This is a genomic window from Pseudomonas sp. Pme6b (assembly GCF_058129925.1).
Genome location: NZ_CM176704.1, coordinates 464738 through 488459, shown reverse-complemented (window position 1 = coordinate 488459; position 23722 = coordinate 464738). Strand labels below are relative to the sequence as shown.

18 protein-coding genes, 1 pseudogene and 1 other annotated feature are annotated in these 23722 nt (G+C 58.7%); of the genes and pseudogenes, 13 read left to right on the top strand and 6 right to left on the bottom strand.

The genetic code is table 11. The features are described 5' to 3' along the window. The first annotated feature begins 18 nt into the window (after positions 1-18). The 7 genes from AC4ANE_RS02225 to AC4ANE_RS02195 are packed head-to-tail and all read left to right on the top strand — an operon-like array spanning position 19 to position 6072. Positions 19-1266: an NAD(P)/FAD-dependent oxidoreductase gene (locus AC4ANE_RS02225; protein WP_002551677.1), complete on the top strand. Its 1248-nt coding sequence runs from the start codon at positions 19-21 to the stop codon at positions 1264-1266. Then, entirely contained in the window at positions 1263-1997 is a 735-nt protein-coding gene (locus AC4ANE_RS02220; protein ID WP_460408683.1) for a class I SAM-dependent methyltransferase, read from the top strand. Before AC4ANE_RS02225 ends, AC4ANE_RS02220 begins: the two co-directional genes overlap by 4 nt. Continuing rightward, positions 1994-2476 (top strand): hypothetical protein, encoded by a 483-nt coding sequence (locus AC4ANE_RS02215; RefSeq protein WP_002551675.1) that lies wholly within the window; start codon positions 1994-1996, stop codon positions 2474-2476. Before AC4ANE_RS02220 ends, AC4ANE_RS02215 begins: the two co-directional genes overlap by 4 nt. Then, entirely contained in the window at positions 2473-3669 is a 1197-nt protein-coding gene (locus tag AC4ANE_RS02210; RefSeq protein WP_002551674.1) for a beta-ketoacyl-[acyl-carrier-protein] synthase family protein, read from the top strand. The genes AC4ANE_RS02215 and AC4ANE_RS02210 overlap by 4 nt, the downstream gene beginning before the upstream one ends. Continuing rightward, the gene (locus tag AC4ANE_RS02205; protein ID WP_002551673.1) at positions 3666-4121 is read left to right on the top strand and encodes a hotdog family protein; all 456 of its coding nucleotides are present in this window, start codon (positions 3666-3668) and stop codon (positions 4119-4121) included. Before AC4ANE_RS02210 ends, AC4ANE_RS02205 begins: the two co-directional genes overlap by 4 nt. After that, positions 4118-4846: a 3-oxoacyl-ACP reductase FabG gene (gene fabG, locus AC4ANE_RS02200; protein ID WP_003366033.1), complete on the top strand. Its 729-nt coding sequence runs from the start codon at positions 4118-4120 to the stop codon at positions 4844-4846. The genes AC4ANE_RS02205 and fabG overlap by 4 nt, the downstream gene beginning before the upstream one ends. Beyond that, on the top strand, positions 4846-6072 hold the full coding sequence (locus AC4ANE_RS02195; protein ID WP_031594992.1) for a beta-ketoacyl-ACP synthase: 1227 nt from the start codon (positions 4846-4848) through the stop codon (positions 6070-6072). Before fabG ends, AC4ANE_RS02195 begins: the two co-directional genes overlap by 1 nt. 155 nt (positions 6073-6227) lie before the next feature. Here AC4ANE_RS02195 and AC4ANE_RS02190 read toward each other — a convergent pair whose 3' ends face one another. Beyond that, a complete protein-coding gene (locus tag AC4ANE_RS02190) occupies positions 6228-7121 on the bottom strand; it encodes a LysR family transcriptional regulator (RefSeq protein WP_005731006.1) in 894 nt (297 codons plus the stop codon). Positions 7122-7237: 116 nt separating this feature from the next. Between AC4ANE_RS02190 and AC4ANE_RS02185 the strand changes: the two genes are divergently transcribed. The 3 genes from AC4ANE_RS02185 (at position 7238) to AC4ANE_RS02175 (ending at position 10517) form a co-directional block, all read left to right on the top strand. Beyond that, positions 7238-8494: an MFS transporter gene (locus tag AC4ANE_RS02185; RefSeq protein ID WP_460408682.1), complete on the top strand. Its 1257-nt coding sequence runs from the start codon at positions 7238-7240 to the stop codon at positions 8492-8494. Positions 8495-8571: 77 nt separating this feature from the next. Further along, positions 8572-9837 (top strand): AAA family ATPase, encoded by a 1266-nt coding sequence (locus AC4ANE_RS02180; protein ID WP_002551668.1) that lies wholly within the window; start codon positions 8572-8574, stop codon positions 9835-9837. Beyond that, complete coding sequence (locus AC4ANE_RS02175) at positions 9834-10517, top strand: retron system putative HNH endonuclease (protein ID WP_002551667.1); 684 nt, start codon at positions 9834-9836, stop codon at positions 10515-10517. Before AC4ANE_RS02180 ends, AC4ANE_RS02175 begins: the two co-directional genes overlap by 4 nt. Before the next feature lie 155 nt (positions 10518-10672). Here the strand turns inward: AC4ANE_RS02175 and AC4ANE_RS02170 are convergent. Beyond that, positions 10673-11895 (bottom strand): IS3-like element IS51 family transposase gene (locus tag AC4ANE_RS02170; protein WP_095178853.1). Its coding sequence is split into 2 segments (ribosomal slippage): positions 10673-11610 and positions 11610-11895, totalling 1224 coding nucleotides; the frame shifts between segments, so codons are not numbered across the junction. After that, positions 11501-11617 (bottom strand) — a sequence feature (AL1L pseudoknot). Its footprint overlaps the gene before it by 117 nt. Positions 11896-12083: 188 nt before the next feature. On the opposite strand from AC4ANE_RS02170, the gene AC4ANE_RS02165 reads away from it, so the two are divergent. Genes AC4ANE_RS02165 through AC4ANE_RS02155 form a run of 3 tightly spaced genes read left to right on the top strand, consistent with a single transcriptional unit; the run spans position 12084 to position 15773 of the window. Beyond that, on the top strand, positions 12084-13433 hold the full coding sequence (locus AC4ANE_RS02165) for a GntP family permease (protein ID WP_002551666.1): 1350 nt from the start codon (positions 12084-12086) through the stop codon (positions 13431-13433). After that, positions 13434-14294, top strand: a complete 861-nt coding sequence (locus AC4ANE_RS02160; protein WP_031594990.1) for a MurR/RpiR family transcriptional regulator — start codon at positions 13434-13436, stop codon at positions 14292-14294. A 3-nt stretch (positions 14295-14297) separates the two neighbouring features. After that, a complete protein-coding gene (locus AC4ANE_RS02155) occupies positions 14298-15773 on the top strand; it encodes an N-acyl-D-amino-acid deacylase family protein (protein ID WP_031594989.1) in 1476 nt (491 codons plus the stop codon). A gap of 60 nt (positions 15774-15833) precedes the next feature. Here the strand turns inward: AC4ANE_RS02155 and hemE are convergent, their stop codons facing one another. The 4 genes and pseudogenes from hemE to AC4ANE_RS02135 form a co-directional block, all read right to left on the bottom strand. Further along, the gene (gene hemE, locus AC4ANE_RS02150) at positions 15834-16898 is read right to left on the bottom strand and encodes a uroporphyrinogen decarboxylase (RefSeq protein ID WP_002551663.1); all 1065 of its coding nucleotides are present in this window, start codon (positions 16896-16898) and stop codon (positions 15834-15836) included. A gap of 142 nt (positions 16899-17040) precedes the next feature. Then, positions 17041-20252, bottom strand: a pseudogene (locus AC4ANE_RS02145) (dermonecrotic toxin domain-containing protein). A 330-nt stretch (positions 20253-20582) separates the two neighbouring features. Then, a complete protein-coding gene (locus tag AC4ANE_RS02140; protein WP_005730997.1) occupies positions 20583-22130 on the bottom strand; it encodes an amidase family protein in 1548 nt (515 codons plus the stop codon). Positions 22131-22295: 165 nt separating this feature from the next. Then, on the bottom strand, positions 22296-23714 hold the full coding sequence (locus AC4ANE_RS02135) for an FAD-dependent oxidoreductase (protein WP_002551661.1): 1419 nt from the start codon (positions 23712-23714) through the stop codon (positions 22296-22298). Between the last annotated feature and the right edge of the window lie 8 nt (positions 23715-23722).

Sequence of the window (23722 nt, the reverse complement as noted above, 5' to 3'; positions counted from 1 at the left end):
AATCGGAAAGGAATACCTGTGCCCATCACTGATAGGGAAATTCGTCAGGTCGTCGTCATCGGTGCCGGCCCGGCCGGTTGCATTGCGGCAGCCCTGCTCAAACGCCAGGGCCACGACGTGCTGATTATCGAGCGTCAGCTGTTCCCGCGCTTCTCCATCGGCGAAAGCCTGCTGTGCCATTGCCTGGACTTCGTCGAAGAAGCCGGGATGCTCGACGCCGTGCAGGCCGCCGGTTTCCAGCTCAAGAACGGTGCTGCCTTTGCGCGCGGCGAGCAGTACAGCGATTTCGATTTTGGCGATACCTTCAGCAACGGCAAGCCGACCACCTTTCAGGTGCAACGCAGCGAGTTCGATAAGCTGCTCGCTGATCAGGCCGAGCTGCAGGGTGCGGAAATCCGCTATCAGCAGGAAATCATCAGCGCCGACTTCGACAGCCTGCAGCCGGTATTGCGGGTAAAACGCGAGGACGGCAGCGAATACAGCGTGCAGGCCAGCTTCGTACTCGACGCCAGCGGCTATGGCCGCGTACTGCCGCGCCTGCTGGATCTGGAAGCGCCGTCGGGCTTTCCGGTGCGTCAGGCGGTGTTTACCCATATCGAAGACCATATCGAAAGCCCGCCCTTTGACCGTCAGAAGATCCTGGTCAGCATCCATCCGCAGCACAGCGATGTGTGGTTCTGGTCGATCCCGTTCAGCGAAGGTCGCTGTTCGATAGGCGTCGTGGCCTCGGCCGAGCGCTTCAAAGACAAGCCCGATGACCTGGACGCCTGCCTGCGCGCCTTTATCGATGAAACACCGCAACTGGCCAGCGTGCTGAAAAATGCGGTCTGGGATACACCGGCAAGGACCATCGGCGGCTACTCGGCGAACGTCACAACCCTGCATGGAAAGGGCTTTGCGCTGCTGGGCAATGCGGCGGAATTCCTCGATCCGGTGTTTTCGTCAGGCGTGACCATCGCCATGCGTTCGGCGAGCATGGCCGCTGGCGTGCTGAATCGACAATTGCAGGGTGAGAGCGTGGACTGGGAAACCGAGTTCGCCGTTCCGCTGAAGCGTGGCGTCGATACCTTCCGGGCCTATGTCGAAGGCTGGTACGACGGCTCGTTCCAGAGCGTCATTTTCTACCCGGGAAGCGCGCCGGATATCCGCCGCATGATCAGCGCCATTCTGGCTGGCTATGCCTGGGACGAGCGCAATCCGTTTGTCAGCGAGCCCAAACGCCGCTTGCGCACGCTCTCGGAAATCTGCGCGGACGGTGACTCATGAATCGACCGTTCCTGAGTGACAGCTATGTCGAGGAAACCCGCTTCGGCCTGTGGTTTCTGCGCAGCCATACTTGGCAGTACCGCGTATTGCGTGTGGCGATAGACGATTTGCGCAGCCTGTTCGATAGCGCGCTTCCGGCCGCACCGGTTTTGCTCGACGCCGGTTGCGGGCAGGGCAAGTCGTTTCAGCACCTGAGCAGGGTTTTTCAGCCTTCAAGGCTGATTGGTGTCGATGCCGACCTGCACAGCCTGGAGATGAGCCGTCAGGAGGCGCGCGCCAGAGGCATAGAGGTCGAGCTGATCGGCAGTGACTGCGCGGCGCTGCAAGTGCCGGACGCCAGCGTCGATCTGCTGTTCTGTCACCAGACCTTTCATCATCTGGTCGAGCAGGAACAGGCGCTGACCGAGTTTTATCGCGTACTCAAGCCAGGCGGTTACCTGCTGTTCGCCGAGTCCACCGAGGCCTACATCGACACCTGGGTGATTCGCTGGCTGTTCCGCCACCCGATGCACGTTCAGAAAAGCGCGGCGCAGTATCTGCATATGATCCGCGACCAGGGTTTCGAGTTCGGCGCACAGCATGTTTCGTACCCTTACCTGTGGTGGAGCCGCGCCAGGGATTTCGGCCTGCTCGAAGCCTTGAAACTGCAAAAACCCAGGCCGTTCGGGCAACGGGAAGAAACGCTGGTCAATGTCGTGGCCCGCAAACCGCTACAAGGTGGCGCATTATGATCCGGGTATTATTTCTGGCCTTTCTGCTGCTGGGCGGCTGCGCTGCACAGGCACCGCTGCCGACTACCGCACCGACGATGCAATTGCCGATGCAGCTGCACATCGAACGCCGACAGGCTGATCAGCGGCAAGACTGGATGCTGGTCATCCAGCGCGAAAACGCCGGGTTGCGCTGGTCGATGATGGACCCGCTGGGTATCCCCCAGGCTCGCCAGTTGCTGATCAACGGACAATGGCAAGCCGACGGTCTGCTGCCCCCCAACCCCGAAGCACGCGAGCTGTTTGCGGCAATAATGTTCGCCATGACCTCGGATCTGGAAATGCATGGCCGCTACCCCACGGCGTACCGCCAGGGCATGCAGCGGCGTCTGGATGATCGCTGGCTGGTCGAATATCAGTCAGCCAACGCCTACACCATCCGTCTCAAGGACGGGTTGAGCTACAGGGTTACACCGCTGAACGACGAGAGCATGCCATGACTGCCTATCTCAATGCGCTGGGCCTGATCTGCTCGCTGGGCGACAGCCGTGAAGAGGTGTCGCGCAGACTGTTCGCAGGCGACAGCTCGGGCATGGTGTTCGAAAGCGGCTGGGTGCCGGAACGCGCATTGCCGGTCGGCGCGGTAAAATCCGCATTGCCGCCCATTCCGCCCGCCATGCAATCGCAGCGCAGCCGCAACAACCAGTTGCTGCTGGCCGCGGCCTTGCAGATCGAAGATGACATTCGTCAGGCTATCGCGCGCTACGGAGCCGGGCGGATTGGCGTGATCGTCGGCACCAGCACCTCGGGTATCGATGAAGCAAGCGAGAGCATGGCAAGCTGGCTGCGTGATAAGACCTTCCCCGACGATTACGATTATCGCCAACAGGAACTGGGCGCACCGGCGAACTTCCTGGCCGGCTGGCTGCAATTGAGCGGCCCGGCCTATGTGATTTCCACAGCCTGCACGTCCAGCGCGCGGGCGCTGCTCAGCGCACGACGGGCGCTGGACATAGGCCTGTGCGATGCGGTGCTGTGCGGCGGCGTCGACAGCCTGTGCAGGTTGACCCTCAATGGGTTCTCGGCGCTTGAAGCCATGTCGCCACAACTGTGCAATCCGTTTTCCACGCACCGCAACGGGATAAACATCGGCGAGGCGGCAGCGCTGTTTCTAATGACCCGCGAAGCTGGCAACAGCCACTCGATTGCCCTGCTGGGCGCGGGTGCCAGTTGCGACGCCCACCACATCTCGGCCCCGGAACCTACCGGCCGAGGTGCGCAGGATGCCATGCTGCAAGCGTTGGGCAGTGCCCGACTCGATGCCGCACAGATCGGTTACCTGAACCTGCATGGCACCGCTACGCCACATAACGATGCGATGGAAAGCCTGGCCGTGCAGGCGGTATTCCCGAACGGTGTGCCTTGCTCGTCGACAAAGCCGCTCAGCGGCCACACGCTGGGTGCCGCGGGAGCGCTGGAAGTGGCGTTTTGCTGGTTGAGCCTGGCACCGGACAACAGCGAACAGGCCCTGCCCCCGCACCTGTGGGACGGCGAAGCTGACCCGCTATTGCCTGCACTGCAATGGACACTGCCAGGTTCGCGCCTGGCACCTGCAAATGCTCGTTACATGATGAGCAATTCGTTTGCCTTCGGTGGCAACAACATCAGCCTGATTATCGGAGATGCCCCATGACCGAGTGGTCGCTCGCCGAACTCATACCCCATGCTGGCGACATGATTCTCATCGATCAGGTGCTGAGTTTTGACCAAGAGCAGATTCAAACCCGCCTGACCGTGCGCGCCGATGGTCTGTTCAACCAGCCGGACGGCAGCCTGCCCGCCTGGCTTGGCATAGAGCTGATGGCCCAGAGCGTCGCGGCCTATGCCGGTTGCCAGGCGCGCACCAAGGGTGAAGCGGTCAAGCTCGGGTTTCTGCTCGGCAGCCGCAAGTTCGAATGCAACGTAGCGCGCTTCCCGCTGGGCAGCGAACTGCATATCCATGCCGTGCGCTCCTTGCAGGACGACAGCGGCATGGGCGTGTTCGAATGCACCCTGACCGGACCGGATATCAAGGCTTTTGCCCGACTCAATGTATATTGCCCGCCCAACACTGCTGACTATCTGGCTGAAGGAGCCCCGGCATGACTGAATCGATACTGGTCACCGGCTCCAGCCGTGGCATCGGCCGCGCCATCGCTCTGCGTCTGGCCCAGGCCGGATACGACCTGATCCTGCATTGCCGCACCGGCCGCAGCGAAGCCGAAGCCGTGCAGGCCGAAGTCGTTGCGCTGGGCCGTCAGGCACGCGTTCTGCAATTCGATGTCTCGGACCGTGCCGCCTGCAAGGCAATTCTGGAACAGGATGTGGAGACGCATGGCGCCTATTACGGCGTGGTACTCAACGCCGGGCTGACCCGCGACGGCGCGTTTCCGGCACTCAGCGATGATGACTGGGATCAGGTGCTGCGCACCAATCTGGACGGTTTTTATAACGTGCTGCACCCGCTGACCATGCCGATGATTCGTCGTCGTGCGGCGGGCCGTATTGTCTGCATCACCTCGGTTTCCGGCCTTATCGGCAACCGTGGCCAGGTCAATTACAGCGCCTCCAAGGCAGGCCTGATCGGTGCCGCCAAGGCCTTGGCCATCGAACTGGGCAAACGCAAAATCACTGTCAACTGCGTCGCTCCGGGGCTGATCGACACCGCAATGCTGGACGAGAACGTGCCAGTCGACGAACTGATGAAGATGATCCCGGCGCAACGCATGGGCACGCCCGAGGAAGTGGCGGGTGCCGTGAATTTTCTGATGTCGGCCGAAGCGAGCTACATCACTCGTCAGGTGCTGGCCGTCAACGGAGGGCTGTGTTGATGAAGCGTGTGGTCGTCACCGGGATGTCCGGCATTACCTCGGTGGGCAGCGACTGGCCGACTATCGATGCGAGCTTCACCGCCAATCGCAGCGGCATTCGCCGAATGGACGAGTGGAACCGTTTCGCCGAACTGAATACCCGACTGGCTGGCCCCATCGACGATTTCGCGGTGCCCGCACACTGGACACGCAAGCAACTGCGCAGCATGGGCCGCGTATCGCGACTGGCAGTGGCTGCTGCGGAACAGGCGTTGATCGACGCCGGGCTGCTGAATGATCCGCTCATTCGCGATGGGCGCATGGGCACCGCCTGCGGCTCGTCAACCGGCAGCACCGACGAGATCAAGGCCTTCGGCAACATGCTGATCAACTCGGTGGCAGTAGGCCTGAACGCCAACTCCTACGTGCGGATGATGCCGCACACCACCGCCGCCAACATCAGCATTTTCTTCGGCCTGACCGGACGCCTGATTCCGACTTCCAGCGCTTGTACCAGTGGCAGCCAAGGCATTGGCTATGCCTACGAGGCGATCAAGTTTGGCCGTCTGCCGCTGATGCTGGCGGGCGGGGCCGAAGAGCTGTGCCCGACCGAGGCCATGGTGTTCGACGCGCTGTACGCCACCAGCCTCAAGAATGACGCGCCACACAGCACGCCACGCCCCTACGACAGCGGGCGAGACGGACTGGTGATCGGTGAAGGCGGCGGCATGCTGGTACTCGAAGAACTTGAGCACGCTCAGGCACGTGGCGCGCACATCTATGCCGAAATCGTCGGCTTCGGCAGCAATGCCGACGGCGCCCACAGCACTCGTCCCGAGCAGGCCACCATGCGTCGCGCCATGGAACTGGCCCTGGAAGATGCCAACCTGTCGCCCGACGCCATCGGTTATGTAAACGGTCACGGCACTGCCACCGAACAGGGCGACATCGCCGAAACCCTGGCCACCAGCAGCCTGTTCGGCTCACGCATGCCACTGAGCTCACAGAAAAGCTTCCTCGGCCACACACTGGGAGCCTGCGGCGCACTGGAGTCATGGTTCAGCATCGAAATGCTCAACAGCGACCGCTATATCCACACGCTAAACCTGGTCGACGTCGACTCACAGTGCGGCGAACTGGACTACATCGTCGGAGAACCCCGGCGGATGAGTAATGAATATGTGATGAACAACAACTTTGCCTTTGGCGGGGTGAATACGTCATTGATATTCAAGCGTTGGGGGTGAGATCACGCACGTCTCAACTCTCTTACGTCGCTCCGCGTCGCATGCCGTTCTGAACGCTCTGCGTCCGGTCTTGAGTCTGCGGCGCGGCGCAGATTTGTGACGCAGAGCGTCACGACAGGCATTCCCACGCGGAGCGTGCGGAACGATAACCTCAACTATCGTGCGACATTGCGCGTTAAAAGCTCGGTAAACGCCTTGGCCATCGGTGACTGTTCGTCCTTGCGCTGTACCAGCCACACCGCGCTTGTAGCGCCGGGGTCGAGGACATTGCGATAGACCACGCCGTCGATGCGCATTCGGCGGTAGGACGCTGGCAGCACGGTGACGCCCAGTCCAGCCGCCACCAGGCCGATGATGGTCATCACTTCACCCGCTTCCTGAGTGATCAGCGGGCTGAAACCCGCGGCGCGCGCCAGACTCAGAACCTGCGCGTAAATGCCGCTGCCATAAGTGCGCGGGAAGAACACGAACGGCTCAGCGGCCAGGGCCGACATATAGATCCCGTTCTCGCTTTCTGCCGCCAGTGGATGGTCAGCACGCATGATCGCCACCAGTGGCTCGTTCAGCAGTTCAAACACCACCAACGAATCGGGTAACGCCAACGGGCGCATGATGCCGACCTGAATGGTCTTGTCCTCAAGCCCTGCTGCCACTTCCTGGCTGGTGATTTCGGTCAGGGTCAGGTGCACATCCGGATAAGCCTGACGGAAGGCAAAAATCGCCTGTGGAATGCTGGAAGTGAACGGTGCCGACGAAGTAAAGCCAATCTTCAGCTCGCCGATTTCACCCAGTTGCGCACGCCGGGCAACATCAGTGGCTTTATCGACCTGCGCCAGCACCAGACGCGCCTCATCCAGAAACAACCTGCCGGATTCACTCAGCTCGACACGCCGGTTGGTGCGATCAAACAGACGCGTGCCCAGCTCCTGCTCCAGCGTCTGGATCTGCTGACTCAGCGGCGGCTGGGAGATACCTAGCGCCTGTGCCGCACGACCGAAATGCAACTCTTCGGCAACCGCGATGAAGTAACGCAGATGGCGCAATTCCATGCGGCCTCCATTAAGTCGTTTTACCTATCAAACAGGTCGAACAATATATTGGATGGAATGATTGGCGGGCTATATGATTTTTTCATTGCCTGCCCAATCGTGCTCCGAGGTTTCCCTTGAATCCTGCCGTCGCCCCGCCCACCACAGACTTGAATGCCTCCGCTAAACCGTCTGGCGACACTTACATCGAGAAAAACACGCCGCTTTTCAAACGCACCGCATTGGCGCTTTTCGCTGGCGGGTTCTCGACATTCACCCTGCTGTATTGCGTCCAGCCGATGATGCCAACGCTGTCCGGCGAGTTCTCCCTTTCGGCAGCCCAGAGCAGCCTGATTCTGTCCGTCGCCACGGCGATGCTCGCCATCGGCCTACTGATCACTGGACCGATATCCGACCGGCTGGGGCGCAAATCGGTGATGGTCATGGCGCTATTCTGTGCATCGCTGTTCACCATCGCCAGCGCGCTGATGCCCAGCTGGGAAGGCGTACTTATCACACGGGCAATGGTGGGCCTGTCGCTGAGCGGTCTGGCGGCAGTGGCGATGACTTACATGAGCGAGGAAATCCACCCCACGCATCTGGGCCTGGCAATGGGGCTGTATATCGGCGGCAGCGCGGTCGGCGGGATGAGCGGGCGGCTGATCGTCGGGGTCATGATCGATTACGTAAGCTGGCACGCGGCGATGCTGGTGGTCGGTGGGCTGGCCCTGATCGCAGCCGTGGTGTTCTGGAAGATCCTCCCGGAATCGCGCAACTTCCGCCCCCGCTCACTGCACCCTCGCAGCCTGCTGGACGGCTTTGTGGTGCAGTTCAAAGACGCCGGGTTGCCGCTGCTGTTTCTGGTCGGGTTTCTGCTGATGGGCGCATTCGTCACGCTGTTCAACTACATCGCCTACCGCTTTTTGAGCGCCCCCTACAACCTGAGCCAGGCCGTGGTCGGGGTGTTTTCCGTGGTGTATCTGTCGGGAATTTACAGCTCGGCAAAGATCGGCTCATTGGCCGACCGTCTTGGCCGCCGACGGGTGCTATGGGCCGTGATCGTGATGATGCTGGCTGGCCTGCTGCTGACCCTGTTCACACCGCTGCCACTGGTTATCACAGGCGTACTGATATTCACCTTCGGCTTTTTCGGTGCGCATTCGGTAGCCAGCAGTTGGATGGGACGCAGAGCGGCAACGGCCAGAGGTCAGGCTGCTTCGCTTTACCTGTTCTGCTATTACGCGGGCTCAAGCGTAGCCGGAACCGGTGGCGGAGTGTTCTGGCATTACGCGGGCTGGAACGGCATCGGGCTGTTTATCGGGGTGTTGCTGTTGATTGCCCTCGGGGTAGCGTTGCGGCTGGCGAGGTTGCAGCCGCTGGGGGCGAAGGTTTAGTCACAGATAGGGCGATGGCGGATAGAGTGAGCCAAGGTACACTGGCGCATCCGCCAGTTCTGGTAAAGGAAACCGACATGCGCCTCGACCACCTCCATCTGCAGAATTTTCGTTGTTACGAAGATGCTCATTTTGATTTCCAGCCGGGGTTCAATTTGGTGGTGGGGGTTAATGGCAGTGGGAAGACGTCGCTGTTGCTGGGTGTCGCGGGATGCTTCGGGAATTTACTTGGAAGCATTGGCGTCCATCAGCCATCGATAGCTGAGTCCGATGTTCGGTTCGCGTTAGTAAAGTTCGAAGACAGGATTCGTTTCGAACGCAGCTATCCTCTTGTATTGACTGCCCAAGGTGGCGCGTTTGAGCGTCAGGAATGGCACGTATCGCTGGAACGCAGCAGTCTTCAGACAAATTTCAGCGCGCTGAACAGTCTCGTATTTTCGGAAAATCTGATTAGCATCGATGTAAGTACCCACGGGGATTTGCCTGTATTCGCCGTCTATCAAGCCAATCGACGCTGGCTGACGATGAGTGTAACCGCTGAGCTTGCTGCACAGAGCAAACCATCAAGACTGGATGCATACACCTCTTGGTTCGATGCCGCCTCCAATTTGAAAAACTTCGAGACCTGGTTCATCGGCAAAACACTGGAGCGCTTTCAAAGACTATCCCGAGCAGGTTCTTCCAGCGTTTTCAACGACGAACTGACCTGGATAAACTCAGCCATCCAATGCGCACTACCCGACGCCAAGGGAATAGAGTACGACATGGAGCTACGTGCGTTGGTAGTCGATATGTATGATCGAAAAATCCCGTTCAACGACCTGAGCGACGGACAACGCGGAATGGTCGCACTCTTCGCCGATATCGCTCGCCGTATCTGCTTGCTCAACCCGCACATGGGGAAGGATGTTCTAAGCAAGACAAACGGCATCATCGTCATCGATGAGCTCGATATCCATCTTCACCCCGGCTGGCAACGCACCATTGCTCCAGCACTGAAAAAAGCATTTCCCAGCATCCAGTTCATCGCCGCCAGCCACTCGCCACAGGTCATCGGCAGCCTGCAACCGGGCGAGGTCATCCTGCTGAATAACCATGACGGCTCTCATCCAAGAGCAACCTATGGCCTGGACTCCAGCACTATTCTGGAAGAAGTCATGGGCGTACTGCAGCGCGAGCCTGAAATTGAAGAACTGCTCGACGAGCTATTCAGCACACTGGAAAACGACGAGCTTGAAAAAGCCAGACTGCAGCTTGATGCGTTAAAACAGAAAGCGCCCGATCTGCCCGAGTTCGCAGGTGCCGAAGCGTTGCTCAAACGCAAGGAGCTCATTGGACGATGAGACGCGTTATCAAGGGAACTGAGCCTGCGTCACTCACCGAATGGAAAGCCAGCGCAAACGAAGACTGGACGCCCACCTATCCAACCCTGCAGAACCCGCAAAAACGCGACTTGCATAATTGCTTGCTGCAAGAGCAGAACTTCTCATGCTGCTATTGCGGCAGGGAAATAGAGCTTGATAGCAGCCACATCGAACATTTCAGACCGCAGGATCATTATCTGCCATTGGCACTGGAATACAGCAATCTTCATGCGTCTTGCCTGCGCGAGACCACACCAGGAAACCCGTTGCACTGCGGCCACTATAAAGGCAACTGGTTCGATGAGGACCTGCACATTTCCCCGACAGAGGACGATTGCGAACAGCGCTTCCGTTATCTGCTAACAGGGAAAATCCAAAGCACGTCCCACACAGATCTTCCCGCCACGACGATGATCGAAAAGCTCGCACTCGATATCGCGTACCTGACAAAAAGACGCCAAGAGGCAATCACGCGCGTGTTTGATGAGCAAATCTTAGCCAGCATCAGCGACACAGAGTTGACACTTTTGGTACAAGGCCTCCGCTCTGGGGATGCCAACAAACAGCTCGCCTTTAGCCACGTTGTCGCCCGCTATGCGGAGCAGTTTCTGGCGTCTTTAAACCCTCCTCCCGAAAAAAGCTCGGTCAAGAATACGTGACACGCGTCGTCCTGCGCACGTACGCGGAAAGAAAATTACTTTCATATATTTGTTTATATTTCATATTCGTATAATTTATTTTCATCACGAAAACAGAGATAAAAATAATGAATACCTGAACCGCCCCGGGTTTCTCGGAGACCCTTTTGTTTGAGTCATGCCACCTGGGCAGACTCGGTGAGTTGCTGATAATAGATTGCTTCTGCTTCGACCGGTGGAATATGACCGATTGGCTCCAGCAGGCGGCGGTGATTGAACCAGTCCACCCATTTCAGGGTTTCCAGCTCCACCGCCCCCCGTGTGGGCCAAGAGCGTCGATGAATCACTTCAGCCTTGTAAAGACCATTGATGGTCTCAGCCAAAGCATTGTCGTAAGAGTCACCGACACTCCCGACCGATGGCTCAATACCGGCTTCGACAAGACGCTCGGTATAGCGAATGGACACGTACTGCACGCCACGGTCACTGTGGTGAATGAGTCCACCCTGCTTGACTGGGCGACGGGCGTAAAGGGCTTGCTCCAGTGCATCGAGTACAAAATCGGTACGCGCTGAACTGGACACCTTCCAACCGACGATGAATCGGGCAAAGACATCAATGATGAAGGCCACGTAAACAAAACCCTGCCAGGTACTGACGTAGGTAAAGTCCGATACCCATAGGGCGTTCGGGCACTCAGCCACAAACTGACGGTTGACATGATCCTGCGGGCACGGCCTGGCTTGGTCGCTGACCGTCGTCTTGACGGGCTTGCCGCGTACCACGCCTTGCAGGCCCAGCTCTCCCATCAGACGTTGCACCGTACAGCGGGCGACTTGCAGTCCGTCACGCAGCAATTGTCGCCAGACCTTGCGCACGCCATATACCTGGAAGTGCTCATCCCAGACTCGCTGGATGTGCTCACCCAGTTCCTGGTCACGCTGCGCACGCGCTGACTGCTGGCTGGGGTCAGCCTGCTGAGCAGCGTACCGGTAGTACGTCGACGGGGCGATTGGCAACACCTTGCAAATCGGCTCGACCCCGTAAGACTGGCGGTTTTCATCAATAAACGTCTTCATCGTTTGAATGGGCGGTCGAGCTCCGCCTGGGCAAAATAGGCTGAGGCCTTACGCAAGATCTCGTTAGCTTGACGCAACTGACGGTTCTCACGCTCCAAGAGCTTGACTCGCTCACGTTCGACTGTGCTCAGCCCATCACGCTGGCCGCTGTTGCGCTCAGATTGGCGAACCCACAGCCGTAATGTCTCGGGCGTGCAGCCGATCTTGGGGGCAATGGCACTGATGGTGGCCCACTGCGACTCGTACTCAGGAAGGTGTTCGAAAACCATCCTGATGGCCCGCTCACGGACCTCTGGGGAATACTTCGGTAGTTTTTTCATCGCTCCATCCTCTCAAAGGTTGGAGTCTCCGAGAAACCCGGGGCGGTTCAACCTGTGATCGCCTCGAAACCTGCTTCACTCCTTTTCCTGCGTCATCCCTGCCGAGTACTCCCGAGTCGCCTTCCGGCTGACGGCTTCAGCCGTCGGTATTGCGCCCTCGCCTACCCATTCTGCAAGGAACCGCCGCTATGTCGCCGTCACCCGGTATTTCGCTGTTGGTCTACGCCGCTGTCGCAATCATTGCCTTGATCGTTCTGATTGCGCGGTATCGCCTCAATCCGTTTATCGTCATTACGCTGGTGTCGGTCGGTCTGGCGCTGGTTGCCGGGATGCCGGCCAGTGGCGTGGTCGCCTCTTACGAAGCGGGAGTGGGCAAAACGCTGGGGCATATCGCGCTGGTCGTCGCGCTGGGCACCATGCTCGGCAAAATGATGGCCGAGTCCGGTGGTGCCGAGCAGGTGGCGCGCACTTTGATTGACCGCTTTGGCGAACGTAACGCGCACTGGGCCATGGTCTGCATTGCGTTTCTGGTGGGTTTGCCGCTGTTTTTCGAAGTGGGTTTCGTTCTGCTGGTGCCGATTGCCTTTACTGTGGCCCGACGTGTCGGGGTGTCGATCCTGATGGTCGGCCTGCCGATGGTCGCCGGTCTGTCGGTGGTGCACGCGTTGGTGCCGCCACACCCTGCGGCAATGCTCGCCGTTCAGGCTTATCAGGCGTCGGTAGGGCAAACGCTGTTCTATGCCATTCTGATCGGCATCCCTACGGCCATTATCGCCGGTCCGGTGTATGCCAAATTCATCGTGCCGCGTATCCATCTACCGGCTGAAAACCCGTTGGCGAAACAGTTTCTCGACCGCGAACCAAGAGCAAAACTGCCCAGTTTCGGCCTGACCATGGCGACCATTCTGCTGCCGGTGGTGCTGATGTTGCTGGGTGGCTGGGCCAACCTGATCAGTACGCCGGGCAGTGCGTTCAATGGCTTTTTGCTGTTTATCGGCAACTCGGTGATCGCCCTGCTGCTGGCCACCCTGCTGAGTTTCTGGACGCTGGGCATCGCTCAGGGTTTCAATCGCGACTCGATCCTGAAATTCACCAATGAGTGCCTGGCACCGACCGCCAGCATCACGTTGCTGGTCGGTGCCGGTGGCGGTTTGAACCGTATTCTGGTCGACAGCGGCGTCACCAACCAGATCGTTGGTCTGGCGCAGGACTTTCATCTCTCGCCTTTGCTGATGGGCTGGCTGTTCGCGGCGCTGATGCGTGTTGCGACAGGCTCGGCAACGGTGGCTATGACCACCGCATCGGGGATCGTTGCACCAGTGGCGATGGGCCTGGGTTACCCGCACCCCGAGTTGCTGGTGCTGGCGACAGGCGCAGGCTCGGTGATCTTTTCCCACGTCAACGACGGCGGTTTCTGGCTTATCAAGGAATATTTCAACATGACTGTAACGCAAACCTTCAAGACCTGGACGGTACTGGAGACACTGATTTCCATCGTCGCTTTCGCCTTGACGCTGGGCCTGGCGCAGGTGCTCTGAGTGGACATTCTGTACCAGATACGTGCCCGTCAGGATTCACTCAGCGCGGGAGAAGGCCGGATCGCCAGGCTGGTGCTCAGCGATATCGCCTTTGCCGCAAGTGCCAGTCTGGACGAGCTGGCCAGCCGCGCCGGGGTCAGCAGCGCGACGCTGTCACGCTTCGCTCGCAGCATCGGTTGTCGGGACCTGCGCGACTTGCGCCTGCAACTGGCTCAGGCGAGCGGCGTGGGCAGCCGATTTCTCAACCCTGAACCGGCCCCGGAGCAGTCGGCCTTTTTCATCCGGATTGTCGGTGACATAGAAGCCACTCTGCATCAGCACCTGGCCGGGTTTGATGAGTCGCGCTTTGCCGCAGCCGTAGCGTGCCTTAGCGATGCACGCATGATTCATGCGTTCGGCATGGGCGGTTGCTCCAGCCTGTGCAGCGAGGAGCTGCAAACCCGATTGGTACGTTTGGGCTACCCGGTGGCGGCCTGCCGCGACCCGGTGATGATGCGCATGATTGCGGCCACGCTTGGTCCGCAACACAGCCTGATTGCCTGCTCGCTCAGCGGGCGCACGCCGGAGCTGCTCGACGCAGTAACCCTGGCGCGTAGCTATGGCGCGCGCGTGCTGGCCATTACCTTGCCTGACTCCCCTCTGGCGCAACTGGCCGAGGTGGTGTTGCCGTTGCAAATTGCTGAGACCAATTTCATTTATAAACCCACCGCCGCGCGCTACGGCATGCTGCTGACCATTGATGTGCTGGCCACTGAACTGGCGCTGCTGAGCCCTGAAGACAATCAGGAACGGCTGCGTCGGATCAAGCTTGCACTGGATGAATACCGTGGTGGCGAAGACGGCCTGCCGTTGGGAGACTGAAGCATGATTTACGACCTGATCATCCGCGATGCGCTGGTCATCGATGGCAGCGATACGCCCGGAGTGCGCGCCGATGTAGCGATTAGCGACGGGCGCATCCAGCGCATCGGCAACCTGATCGATGCCACTGCGCAGGAAGAGGTCAATGCTGCCGGTCGTGTGCTGGCCCCCGGCTTTATCGACGTCCACACCCATGACGACACGGTAGTGATTCGCAAGCCCGACATGCTGCCCAAGATCAGCCAGGGCGTAACCACGGTTATCGTCGGCAATTGCGGGATCAGCGCATCACCGGTCTCGCTGCGCGGCAATCCGCCAGACCCCATGAACCTGCTGGGCGACGCGGCAGCGTTTGTCTATCCGCGCTTCGCCGACTATCGCGCAGCCGTGGATAACGCCCGGCCCGCCGTGAACGTGGCCGCTTTGATTGGCCATACGGCGCTGCGCAGCAATCACATGGATGATTTGTTTCGCAGCGCCAGCCCGGAAGAGATTGACGCGATGCGCGAGCAGTTGCGCGACAGCCTCGAAGCCGGCGCGCTGGGTTTTTCGACCGGCCTTGCTTACGCTTCGGCCTTCTCGGCCGAGACCAGCGAAGTCAAGCAGCTGGCTGAAGAGCTCAGCGCTTTTGGCGCGATCTACACCACCCACTTGCGCAGCGAATTCGAGCCGGTGCTGGAGGCGATGGCGGAGGCCTTCGACATAGGCCGCCATGCGCGCTCGCCAGTGGTGATTTCCCACATGAAATGCGCTGGCGCGGGTAACTGGGGCCGCAGCCCGCAACTGCTGGCGGCCCTGGAAAAAGCTGCGCAGGACCATCCGGTCGGTTGCGATTGTTACCCTTATGCGGCCAGCTCTTCGACGCTGGACCTGAAACAGGTCACCGACGCATTCCGTATCACCATCACCTGGTCAACGCCGTACCCGGATCAGGGCGGCCGGGATCTAAAGGACATTGCCGCCGACTGGGGGTTGTCATTGCTGGACGCTGCACGCAAGTTGCAGCCTGCGGGCGCGGTGTATTACGGCATGGATGAGGGCGACGTCGAGCGCATCATGTCTCACCCGCTGTCGATGATCGGCTCCGATGGCCTTCCGGAAGATCCGTTTCCGCATCCGCGCTTATGGGGCGCATTCCCCAGAGTGCTCGGCCATTTCAGCCGCGACAAAGGATTGTTTGCGTTGCACACCGCCGTACACAAAATGACCGGGCTTTCGGCAACGCGCTTTGCCTTGCACGAGCGCGGCTTTATTCGCGAGGGCTATTGGGCGGATCTGGTGCTGTTCAACCCGCAAACCGTGCGCGATGTGGCGGATTTCAAAGACCCTCAGCGAGCGGCACAGGGCATTGACGGCGTCTGGGTAAACGGCCGATTGAGCTATGCCGAAGGCAAGCCGCAGGGCGAGCGACAGGGTAGATTCCTGCCGCGCAGCGGTTCGCTGCTGGAGGGCTTTACGGATGGAAAAGCGCCGACGTAAGCGTCGGCGCTGAAAAGAGCCGATGAGCCCTGATGTATCGACGCATCGTCAGCCGGACAATTACTGGTGATACTGCGCCGACAACTCATGTACTGCGTTGATGAACGCACCAGCATTGGCCGGGTCGACTTCAGGGGTGATGCCGTGGCCGAGGTTGAAGACGTGGCCGGTGCCGCTGCCGTAGCTGGCGAGGATGCGTGCAACTTCCTGGCGGATGGCTTCCGGGCGTGCGTAAAGCACGGTCGGGTCCATGTTGCCCTGCAGCGAAACCTTGCTGCCGACACGCTGACGTGCTTCGCCGATGTCGCAGGTCCAGTCCAGGCCCAGAGTATCGGCGCCGATGTCGGCGATGCTTTCCAGCCACAGCCCGCCGCCTTTGGTGAACACGATGACCGGCACCTTGCGCCCGTCGTGCTCGCGAATCAGGCCGTTGACGATCTTGCGCATGTAAGCCAGCGAGAATTCCTGATACGCCGCCGAAGACAGGCTACCGCCCCAGCTGTCGAAGATCTGCACGGCTTGGGCACCGGCCAAAATCTGACCGTTCAGATACGACGTTACCGACTGCGCCAGCTTTTCGAGCAGCAGGTGCATGGCTTGCGGGTTGTCGTAGAGCATGGCCTTGGATTTGCGGAAGTCCTTCGAGGAGCCGCCTTCGACCATATAGGTCGCCAGGGTCCAAGGGCTGCCGGCAAAGCCGATCAGCGGCACACGGCCGTTGAGTTCGCGACGGATGGTGCTGACCGCGTCCATCACATAGCCCAGGTCCTTCTGTGCATCCGGGATGGGCAGTGCTTCGATATCAGCCAGCGTGCTGACGGTTTTCTTGAAGCGCGGGCCTTCGCCGGTCTCGAAGTACAGGCCCAGACCCATCGCGTCGGGAATGGTCAGGATGTCGGAGAACAGAATCGCCGCATCCAGCGGGTAGCGATCCAGTGGCTGCAGCGTGACTTCACAGGCGAACTGCGGGTTCTTGCACAAGCTCATGAAGTCCCCGGCACTGGCGCGGCTGGCGCGGTATTCAGGCAGGTAACGGCCTGCCTGGCGCATCATCCATACCGGCGTGACGTCTACGGGTTGCTTGAGCAAAGCGCGAAGGAAACGGTCGTTCTTCAGGGCAGTCATGTCGGCATCCGCAATAAAAGTGCCGGCATTTTCTCAGAGCGCGACGCAAAAGGCACGGCAAGAGCCGTGCCTTTTGTCTATCGTGCCGATTTGCTGTGCCAATACAGCTCCGCGCCCGGCGTAAGACTATGGCGGGCCTGCGCTATTTGTGGGGATCTATGACGTCAAACGCCTTGATAACGCCTTTTTCAGCCGGGGCAAGTATCAGGCGCCAGGCACCTCTGCCGGTACTCCTGCCAATACCGGGAAGGTCCAGCGAGAACTGGCTTTTACCATACTTGTGCAGACTGCCATTGCCATCCAGCACATATCTATCAACTGCTTTTTTGACAGCAGCTTCAAGGTCATCGTTAGGGAGGTCATTTTCCGCATGCCTGAAACGCCGACTTTCAAAAAAGCCATCGATGTCCACTTTGTATCTTTTTATCCGATTGCTATCCGAGGAATCGCCATCACTCCCCGAGCCGTTCGATGGTCTGCCTTTTAATCGTTTGTTGCCGCCGCGCAACCCTGCCGACGCATGTACCCAGACCCCTTGCCTACCAAGTTGAATCGGCAATTGATAATGCGCATCTGGCCGCCGGGGATCGATCACCCTCCATGCTGCGAAATCGGCATCGTATCTGACGGCATAGGTCTTACCTTGTTGCACAGCATAAAAGCGGCTTGGCGCACCTTCCTGGGTCTTTTCATAAACGCCGTTGTCGAGCTGTTTCAATCCACCGGGTGTTTTTGCCACTGCTGTTTTCGGATCAAGGACAGAACGGCCGATTGATGTGGTCGACGATGTCTGAACCCTTCGTGCTCTGGGCAGCGTCAAACCATCAGCCAGCAGCAACGCCGCCTGGACAAAATACAAGGGGCACCTTGCTCTTCACCGCCAGCTTTTGCGACGCCCTGCCAGATGGCATAAAAGCTGCGCAATGCTGCAATCGGCAGCCTTACCTTGAAAGGCGCGAAGGTGAGCACGATGTCGCCAACGACTTTGGTGATTTCCCAGGCACTTTCCCAATAGGTTTCCCAGTTGGTTTTGGTCTGTTCATCGACAGCAGAAATCACCCTCCCGACTTCAGAGTCATAGACGGCCTCAAGAAAACTTCCAGTGCAGGGCTGCAGTTCCATGAACAGCGTTTCACGGCGGACGGTCAGAATATGCCTGACATCGTCCTGGGAGGCCAAAGGCGCCCTGCCCACCAGATAGTCCAGCAAATCCGGTTCAAGCAGTATCCGCTGCTGAAACTCCTGCGGATCGCTCATTTCCCGGAAGCATATTCCGTCAGGAGCCTGCGGGGTAAAAACCACAAAAGCGGCGACGCTGGAGCGCGACTCTGCGCCGATCACCAGTACACCGCTCAATGACACGTCATTGATGGATAACTGGCTGACCTGAATGCGATGCCCCTCCACCGTTGCACGGTCATCACTGTCAATTGGGTGATCAAGCACGGCAGCAACCCATTTGTAGCCCCTGCTCGCCAGCTCGGGAGGAAGTCCGCCATCGCCCAGAAAGTCACCCGCCATCTTCGCCTCTATCACATCGAGGCGCATTTGCGCGCGCATGACGCGCGCATAACGTTCACGGTGCCATTGCCCTGCCGCCGACGTGGACAGTACTGTGCGGAGGTATCTTGAATAATCTTCGCCAATGTTCAGATCACGAATCAGGCCGAACAGATAACCGGCGTTGAGGAAACTGACCAGTTGCCCCTGATCGTCAAACGCGCGGCTGGTGAGCAGAAAGTTGATATTGGTGAGTGCAATGTTTTCCAGCGACAGATCTGTAAGGCTGCGCTTATGCGTTTCATAATGCGGCTCCAGTTCTGAAGGGCCGATATATTCGTAATCGGTATCAATAATAATGCCTGGATCAATCTCGATGCTGACGGTATGCACGCTGATATGGTCAGGATCCACTGCAATACCGTGGTCGAGCAAAATCCGTTCCTGCAGCTTTTGCCGCGCATATTTGCGCAATTGGTCGGGCTGTCCGTAGCCGGAAGGATCCAGCAGGTCAGGTGCCTGAGCTTCGAGCAAGGCTTGGCTGTAGTCCTGCACCGCCATTTTCCAGCTTTGTTTTTCGGCAGCCGTCGCGTTCGCGAACCAATCAGGCAGAAACCCGCTTTCGATTTCGGTTGGTTTGCCGGGGTCGAACCAGCCGCGATTTTCCTCGATCGCGTGCTGGGTCAGAACATCGCGAAAGCCCTGTACGTCCTGCTCGAATTGCATACCCAGCGATGACCGCTCGTCAGCCTTCAATTGCGAACTGATTGCCAGATAGAAGCTGTCGGCGCCCTGTTTGAATGAAGTTATCTCACCGTTGCCGGTGTCCTTTGCGCTGTAATTTCCGTAGTTGTCATGCAGCAGAATAATACGGTTATCGTCAGTATCTGCCGGGGCGTAATTGCTCGCGCCAGCGTCGAATATCAACACGTCCCGGCCCGATTCGGCCGCCAGTAATTTGCGGACAATACTGCGGGCCAGCTCATCCGTGTACGAATTGAAGCTTCGCGTTCGCGACAGCCCATCGATAGCCAGACTGTTGCTCCACTCATCCAGCGAAATGTTCATTGCCTCGCCAAAAGCGTCCGGCAGAACAAGATTATTCAGGAAATCGGCCTCTTCCTGTTCTGTCAGCGGCATCTGCTGCAACAGCTCTTCGAGACGTCCTGCCGGAACCTCGGGGCATAAGGCGCACAGCGCGCTAAGGGCCGGAGACAGCGGCGTCTGCTGACGAACCCACAGAGGCAGGAAAGGATTGCGCGCGCGGATATCCAGCTGGCCCTTTGAGGTGCCTTCATCAGCTGCCACCAGCGCATCGAACAACAGCGGTCTCTGGTCTTTTGCCAGCCCCGCTATTTGCTCACGCAGGGTAACGATTCGTCCGGCATCACTGCTACTGCCCGGAAAGTTACCCCCCATTCCAACGCTGGAACCTGCCGGCAACTGACTGAACACCCAGCGCAGTAACGGCTCGTCATCGGCGACCTGAACATTGTCCGGGACGATGTAAGCGTCGACATTTTGCGTCAGGACAATGCTGTCTTGAACGACGCTTTCATCACTGCCTTTCAGAAAGACCGCGAGTACTTCATCGTTTTCGTTGTGAATCCTGATGGACAGGTCTGCTGGCCAGTCTGGCAACTGAACCAGCAAGGAGAACAGCGCGTCTTCACCGTCCTCAGGAAAAAAATCCTTTTCTGTAAAGCGCTCGACGAACTGGTCGATTATCCGGTCCGCGCGTTCTCGGGTCCGGTGTTCGCGCACGGCAACCGTGCTGGGCGTGAACCTGTCCGGCCCGAGAGATTTCTGCTCATTGGATCGAGCAAGTTTGCCCATGGGTGCTGCTTTCAACATGGCTATTTCCTTATAGCGACATGGATGGCGGGAGTATCTAAGGCGATGAACTCCCCAAAAGGATCAGGAGCCTAAACCTTTTTAAGAGCAGGTACAGAGGGCGGAAAACAGCTGTAAACAATCGCTTGTCGCAGACGCCGGAACAGGCCTCGATCGGGACCTGGACAAGAGGGTTGAAACCTTGATGCGCCGCCTCTGGCGGGGCGACGCAACTTAATGAAAGGCGGTTGTAATTCCGGGACCGGATTATTTCAAAACGCCACAAAACCGTTTTTCCCGAGCCCCGTCCCCGCCATCCAGGCCTGGCCTGCACCAGACTGGGATAGGGAATCAATCAGCCTGGCTGATACCCGAATGAACCGAAGCTGCCGATGTTGCAAGCGCCTGTTCGAGTGCGTAGGCATAGCTCAGCAAAGCACCTTCATCCCAGGCAGTGGAAAGAAAATACAACCCTCTTGGCAGGCCATTCTCTTCGAGCCCGACAGGCACGGTTATTCCCGGATAACCGGCGATAGCGCCAACCGCTTTGAAAGAAACCTCTGACCAGTCAATGAGCACGTCGAGCGAGTGTTGCTGCAAGAGCCCATCGATCAATTGTCGATGAGCAGCACGCAAGCTGGTTGCAATCGACAGGTAATCCTCCTGATCTACAGACACGCTGGAGGAGTCAATCAATAAATCCTGATCATAAGCTTGCGCCCCAGGAAACGCGGTGTTGAATGCAATGATCTCATCCAGCGTGCTGACACCCAGCCCGGTGCGTGTGCTCAAGTAAGCGTTAAGCTCGCGCTTGAAATCACGCAGCAGCACTAAAAACTCTGAAGTGCTATCAATCGACGGAACATCGACGGGAACCAGTATCGCCCCGGCAGCACTCAGACGACTCTTCACCTTTTGGAATTCAGGATCGTCGTCCATTGGCATGCCGTCATGGGTGTGGTTTGGATAGCCCAGGCGCTTGCCGCTCAAGGCGTCCGTTCTGAGGTGGTCGACATAGTTCACTACATCGGTGGAGGCTCGGGCGGTAGCTTCGTCGAGAGGGTCGTTGCCGCTCATCGCCGTCAGCAGGATCGCGGTATCCGTGACCGTTCGCGCCATTGGGCCGGGGGTGTCCTGACGACTGGAGAGCGGAATCATACCGGTACGACTAAGCAGACCCAGCGTAGGCCTAAGCCCTATGACACCACTCGTGGCGGCAGGTTGAATGATCGAACCATTGGTCTCGGTGCCTACCGCCAAAGGTGAAAATCCAGCTGCAAGACCCACTGCCGAACCTGAGCTGGAGCCAAGCGGATCAGCGCTCAAGTCATAGGGATGACGCGTCTGTCCGCCTCGGCTGCTCCAGCCGCTAGGTACCTCGTACCCACGGAAATGCGCCCATTCGCTGAGATTGGCCTTGCCGATAATGATCGCGCCGGCATCGCGAAGCCGCTGCACCACAAAAGCATCGCGTGGAGCAGGCAATCCGACCATTGAGAGAGCGCCCGCAGTGGTCTGCATCTGATCGCCCGTATCAAGATTGTCTTTTACCAGTATGGGGATGCCATGCAGCGGCCCACGTTTCTCCCCGCGAGAACGCTCCCCGTCCATTTGCGCGGCTATCTGCAGAGCGTCGGGGTTGATTTCAATGACAGCGTTGAGCGCCGGGCCATTTTTGTTCAGCACTTCGATGCGCTGAAGCAAGTCTGTCACCAGCCCGACAGAGGTCAGGTTGCCTGCACTCATGCGTCGCTGAAGCTCGACACCGGATTCAAAGTAAACAGCCTTGTTTTCGATGATCGAACCGAAAACAGGTCCATCGAAGTTGGCGGGTGTCTGGCTGGCAAATGCAAAGAGCGCTATCGAGAGCGCGAGGCAGAAACCAAACTGATTTTTCATGATGTCCTTCCCTGGTTGCTAAAACGCTCGTCTTGATCGAGTTACACCAAGCTTAGGAAGGAGGTGGCAGAGGGGATGTCAGAAAAGTCGGTAAATCACCCGTGGTGGGTAGACGCCTGTTGTCAGAGCGCGCCTCAGTAACGGCGCGCTCTGGCAACACAAGGCTCAGACGCCCAGATAATCCAGAATCCCTTCAGCCGCATTACGGCCTTCGAAGATAGCGGTCACCACCAGGTCAGAGCCGCGCACCATGTCGCCACCGGCGAAGATCTTCGGGTTGCTGGTCTGGTGCTTGTACTGTGCTTGTTCCGGGGCCACGACACGGCCCTGACTGTCAGTACTGATCGTGAACTGCTCGAACCATGGCGCAGGGCTTGGGCGGAAGCCGAATGCGATGACCACGGCTTCTGCCGGGATAATCTCTTCGGAACCCGGAATCGGCTCCGGGCTGCGACGACCACGAGCATCGGGCTCGCCGAGACGCGTCTCGACCACCTTCACGCCTTCAACCTTGCCATCGCCCACGATGGCGATAGGCTGACGGTTGTAGAGAAACTTCACGCCTTCTTCCTTGGCGTTCTTCACTTCCTTGCGCGAGCCTGGCATGTTCTCTTCGTCGCGACGATAAGCGCACGTCACCGACTTGGCACCCTGACGGATCGAGGTGCGGTTGCAGTCCATCGCGGTGTCGCCACCGCCCAGAACCACAACACGCTTGCCTTTCATGTCGACAAAATCTTCCGGGGCCTTTTCAAAGCCCAGGTTGCGGTTGACGTTGGCGATCAGGAAGTCGAGCGCATCGTGCACGCCTGGCAGGTCTTCACCGGGGAAGCCGCCTTTCATGTAGGTGTAGGTGCCCATGCCCATGAATACAGCATCGTATTCTTCGAGCAGTTGATCGATGGTGACGTCCTTGCCGACTTCGGTGTTGAGCCGGAACTCGATGCCCATGCCGGTGAACACTTCACGGCGATGGCTGAGTACGGATTTTTCCAGCTTGAACTCGGGGATGCCGAAGGTCAGCAGACCACCGATTTCCGGATTCTTGTCGAACACCACCGGCGTCACGCCGCCACGCACCAACACGTCGGCACAGCCCAGGCCTGCAGGCCCTGCACCAATGATGGCGACGCGTTTGCCGGTTGGCACGACTCTGGACATGTCCGGACGCCAGCCCATGGCAAACGCGGTGTCGGTGATGTACTTCTCGACCGAACCGATGGTGACCGCGCCGAAACCGTCGTTCAGCGTGCAGGCACCTTCACACAGGCGATCCTGCGGGCACACGCGGCCGCAGACTTCCGGCAGAGTGTTGGTTTGATGAGACAACTCCGCCGCCGCGAGGATGTTGCCCTCGGCGACCAGCTTGAGCCAGTTGGGAATGAAGTTGTGCACCGGGCACTTCCACTCGCAATACGGGTTGCCGCAACCCAGGCAGCGATGCGCCTGATCGGCGGACTGCTGGGGCTTGAACGGTTCGTAGATTTCCACGAACTCCTTCTTGCGTTGACGCAGCAGTTTCTTCTTCGGGTCTTTACGTCCGACGTCGATGAACTGGAAGTCGTTACTGAGACGTTCAGCCATTCTCTGGA

Excerpts from the sequence above, each read along its gene's own strand:
- AC4ANE_RS02195 (WP_031594992.1), top strand. The coding sequence starts at position 4,846 with ATGAAGCGTGTGGTCGTCACCGGGATGTCCGGCATTACCTCGGTGGGC.
- AC4ANE_RS02215 (WP_002551675.1), top strand. The coding sequence starts at position 1,994 with ATGATCCGGGTATTATTTCTGGCCTTTCTGCTGCTGGGCGGCTGCGCT.
- hemE (WP_002551663.1), bottom strand. The coding sequence starts at position 16,898 with ATGACTGCCCTGAAGAACGACCGTTTCCTTCGCGCTTTGCTCAAGCAA.
- AC4ANE_RS02220 (WP_460408683.1), top strand. The coding sequence starts at position 1,263 with ATGAATCGACCGTTCCTGAGTGACAGCTATGTCGAGGAAACCCGCTTC.
- AC4ANE_RS02155 (WP_031594989.1), top strand. The coding sequence starts at position 14,298 with ATGATTTACGACCTGATCATCCGCGATGCGCTGGTCATCGATGGCAGC.
- AC4ANE_RS02135 (WP_002551661.1), bottom strand. The coding sequence starts at position 23,714 with ATGGCTGAACGTCTCAGTAACGACTTCCAGTTCATCGACGTCGGACGT.
- AC4ANE_RS02180 (WP_002551668.1), top strand. The coding sequence starts at position 8,572 with ATGCGCCTCGACCACCTCCATCTGCAGAATTTTCGTTGTTACGAAGAT.
- AC4ANE_RS02205 (WP_002551673.1), top strand. The coding sequence starts at position 3,666 with ATGACCGAGTGGTCGCTCGCCGAACTCATACCCCATGCTGGCGACATG.
- AC4ANE_RS02165 (WP_002551666.1), top strand. The coding sequence starts at position 12,084 with ATGTCGCCGTCACCCGGTATTTCGCTGTTGGTCTACGCCGCTGTCGCA.
- fabG (WP_003366033.1), top strand. The coding sequence starts at position 4,118 with ATGACTGAATCGATACTGGTCACCGGCTCCAGCCGTGGCATCGGCCGC.
- AC4ANE_RS02175 (WP_002551667.1), top strand. The coding sequence starts at position 9,834 with ATGAGACGCGTTATCAAGGGAACTGAGCCTGCGTCACTCACCGAATGG.
- AC4ANE_RS02190 (WP_005731006.1), bottom strand. The coding sequence starts at position 7,121 with ATGGAATTGCGCCATCTGCGTTACTTCATCGCGGTTGCCGAAGAGTTG.
- AC4ANE_RS02210 (WP_002551674.1), top strand. The coding sequence starts at position 2,473 with ATGACTGCCTATCTCAATGCGCTGGGCCTGATCTGCTCGCTGGGCGAC.
- AC4ANE_RS02140 (WP_005730997.1), bottom strand. The coding sequence starts at position 22,130 with ATGAAAAATCAGTTTGGTTTCTGCCTCGCGCTCTCGATAGCGCTCTTT.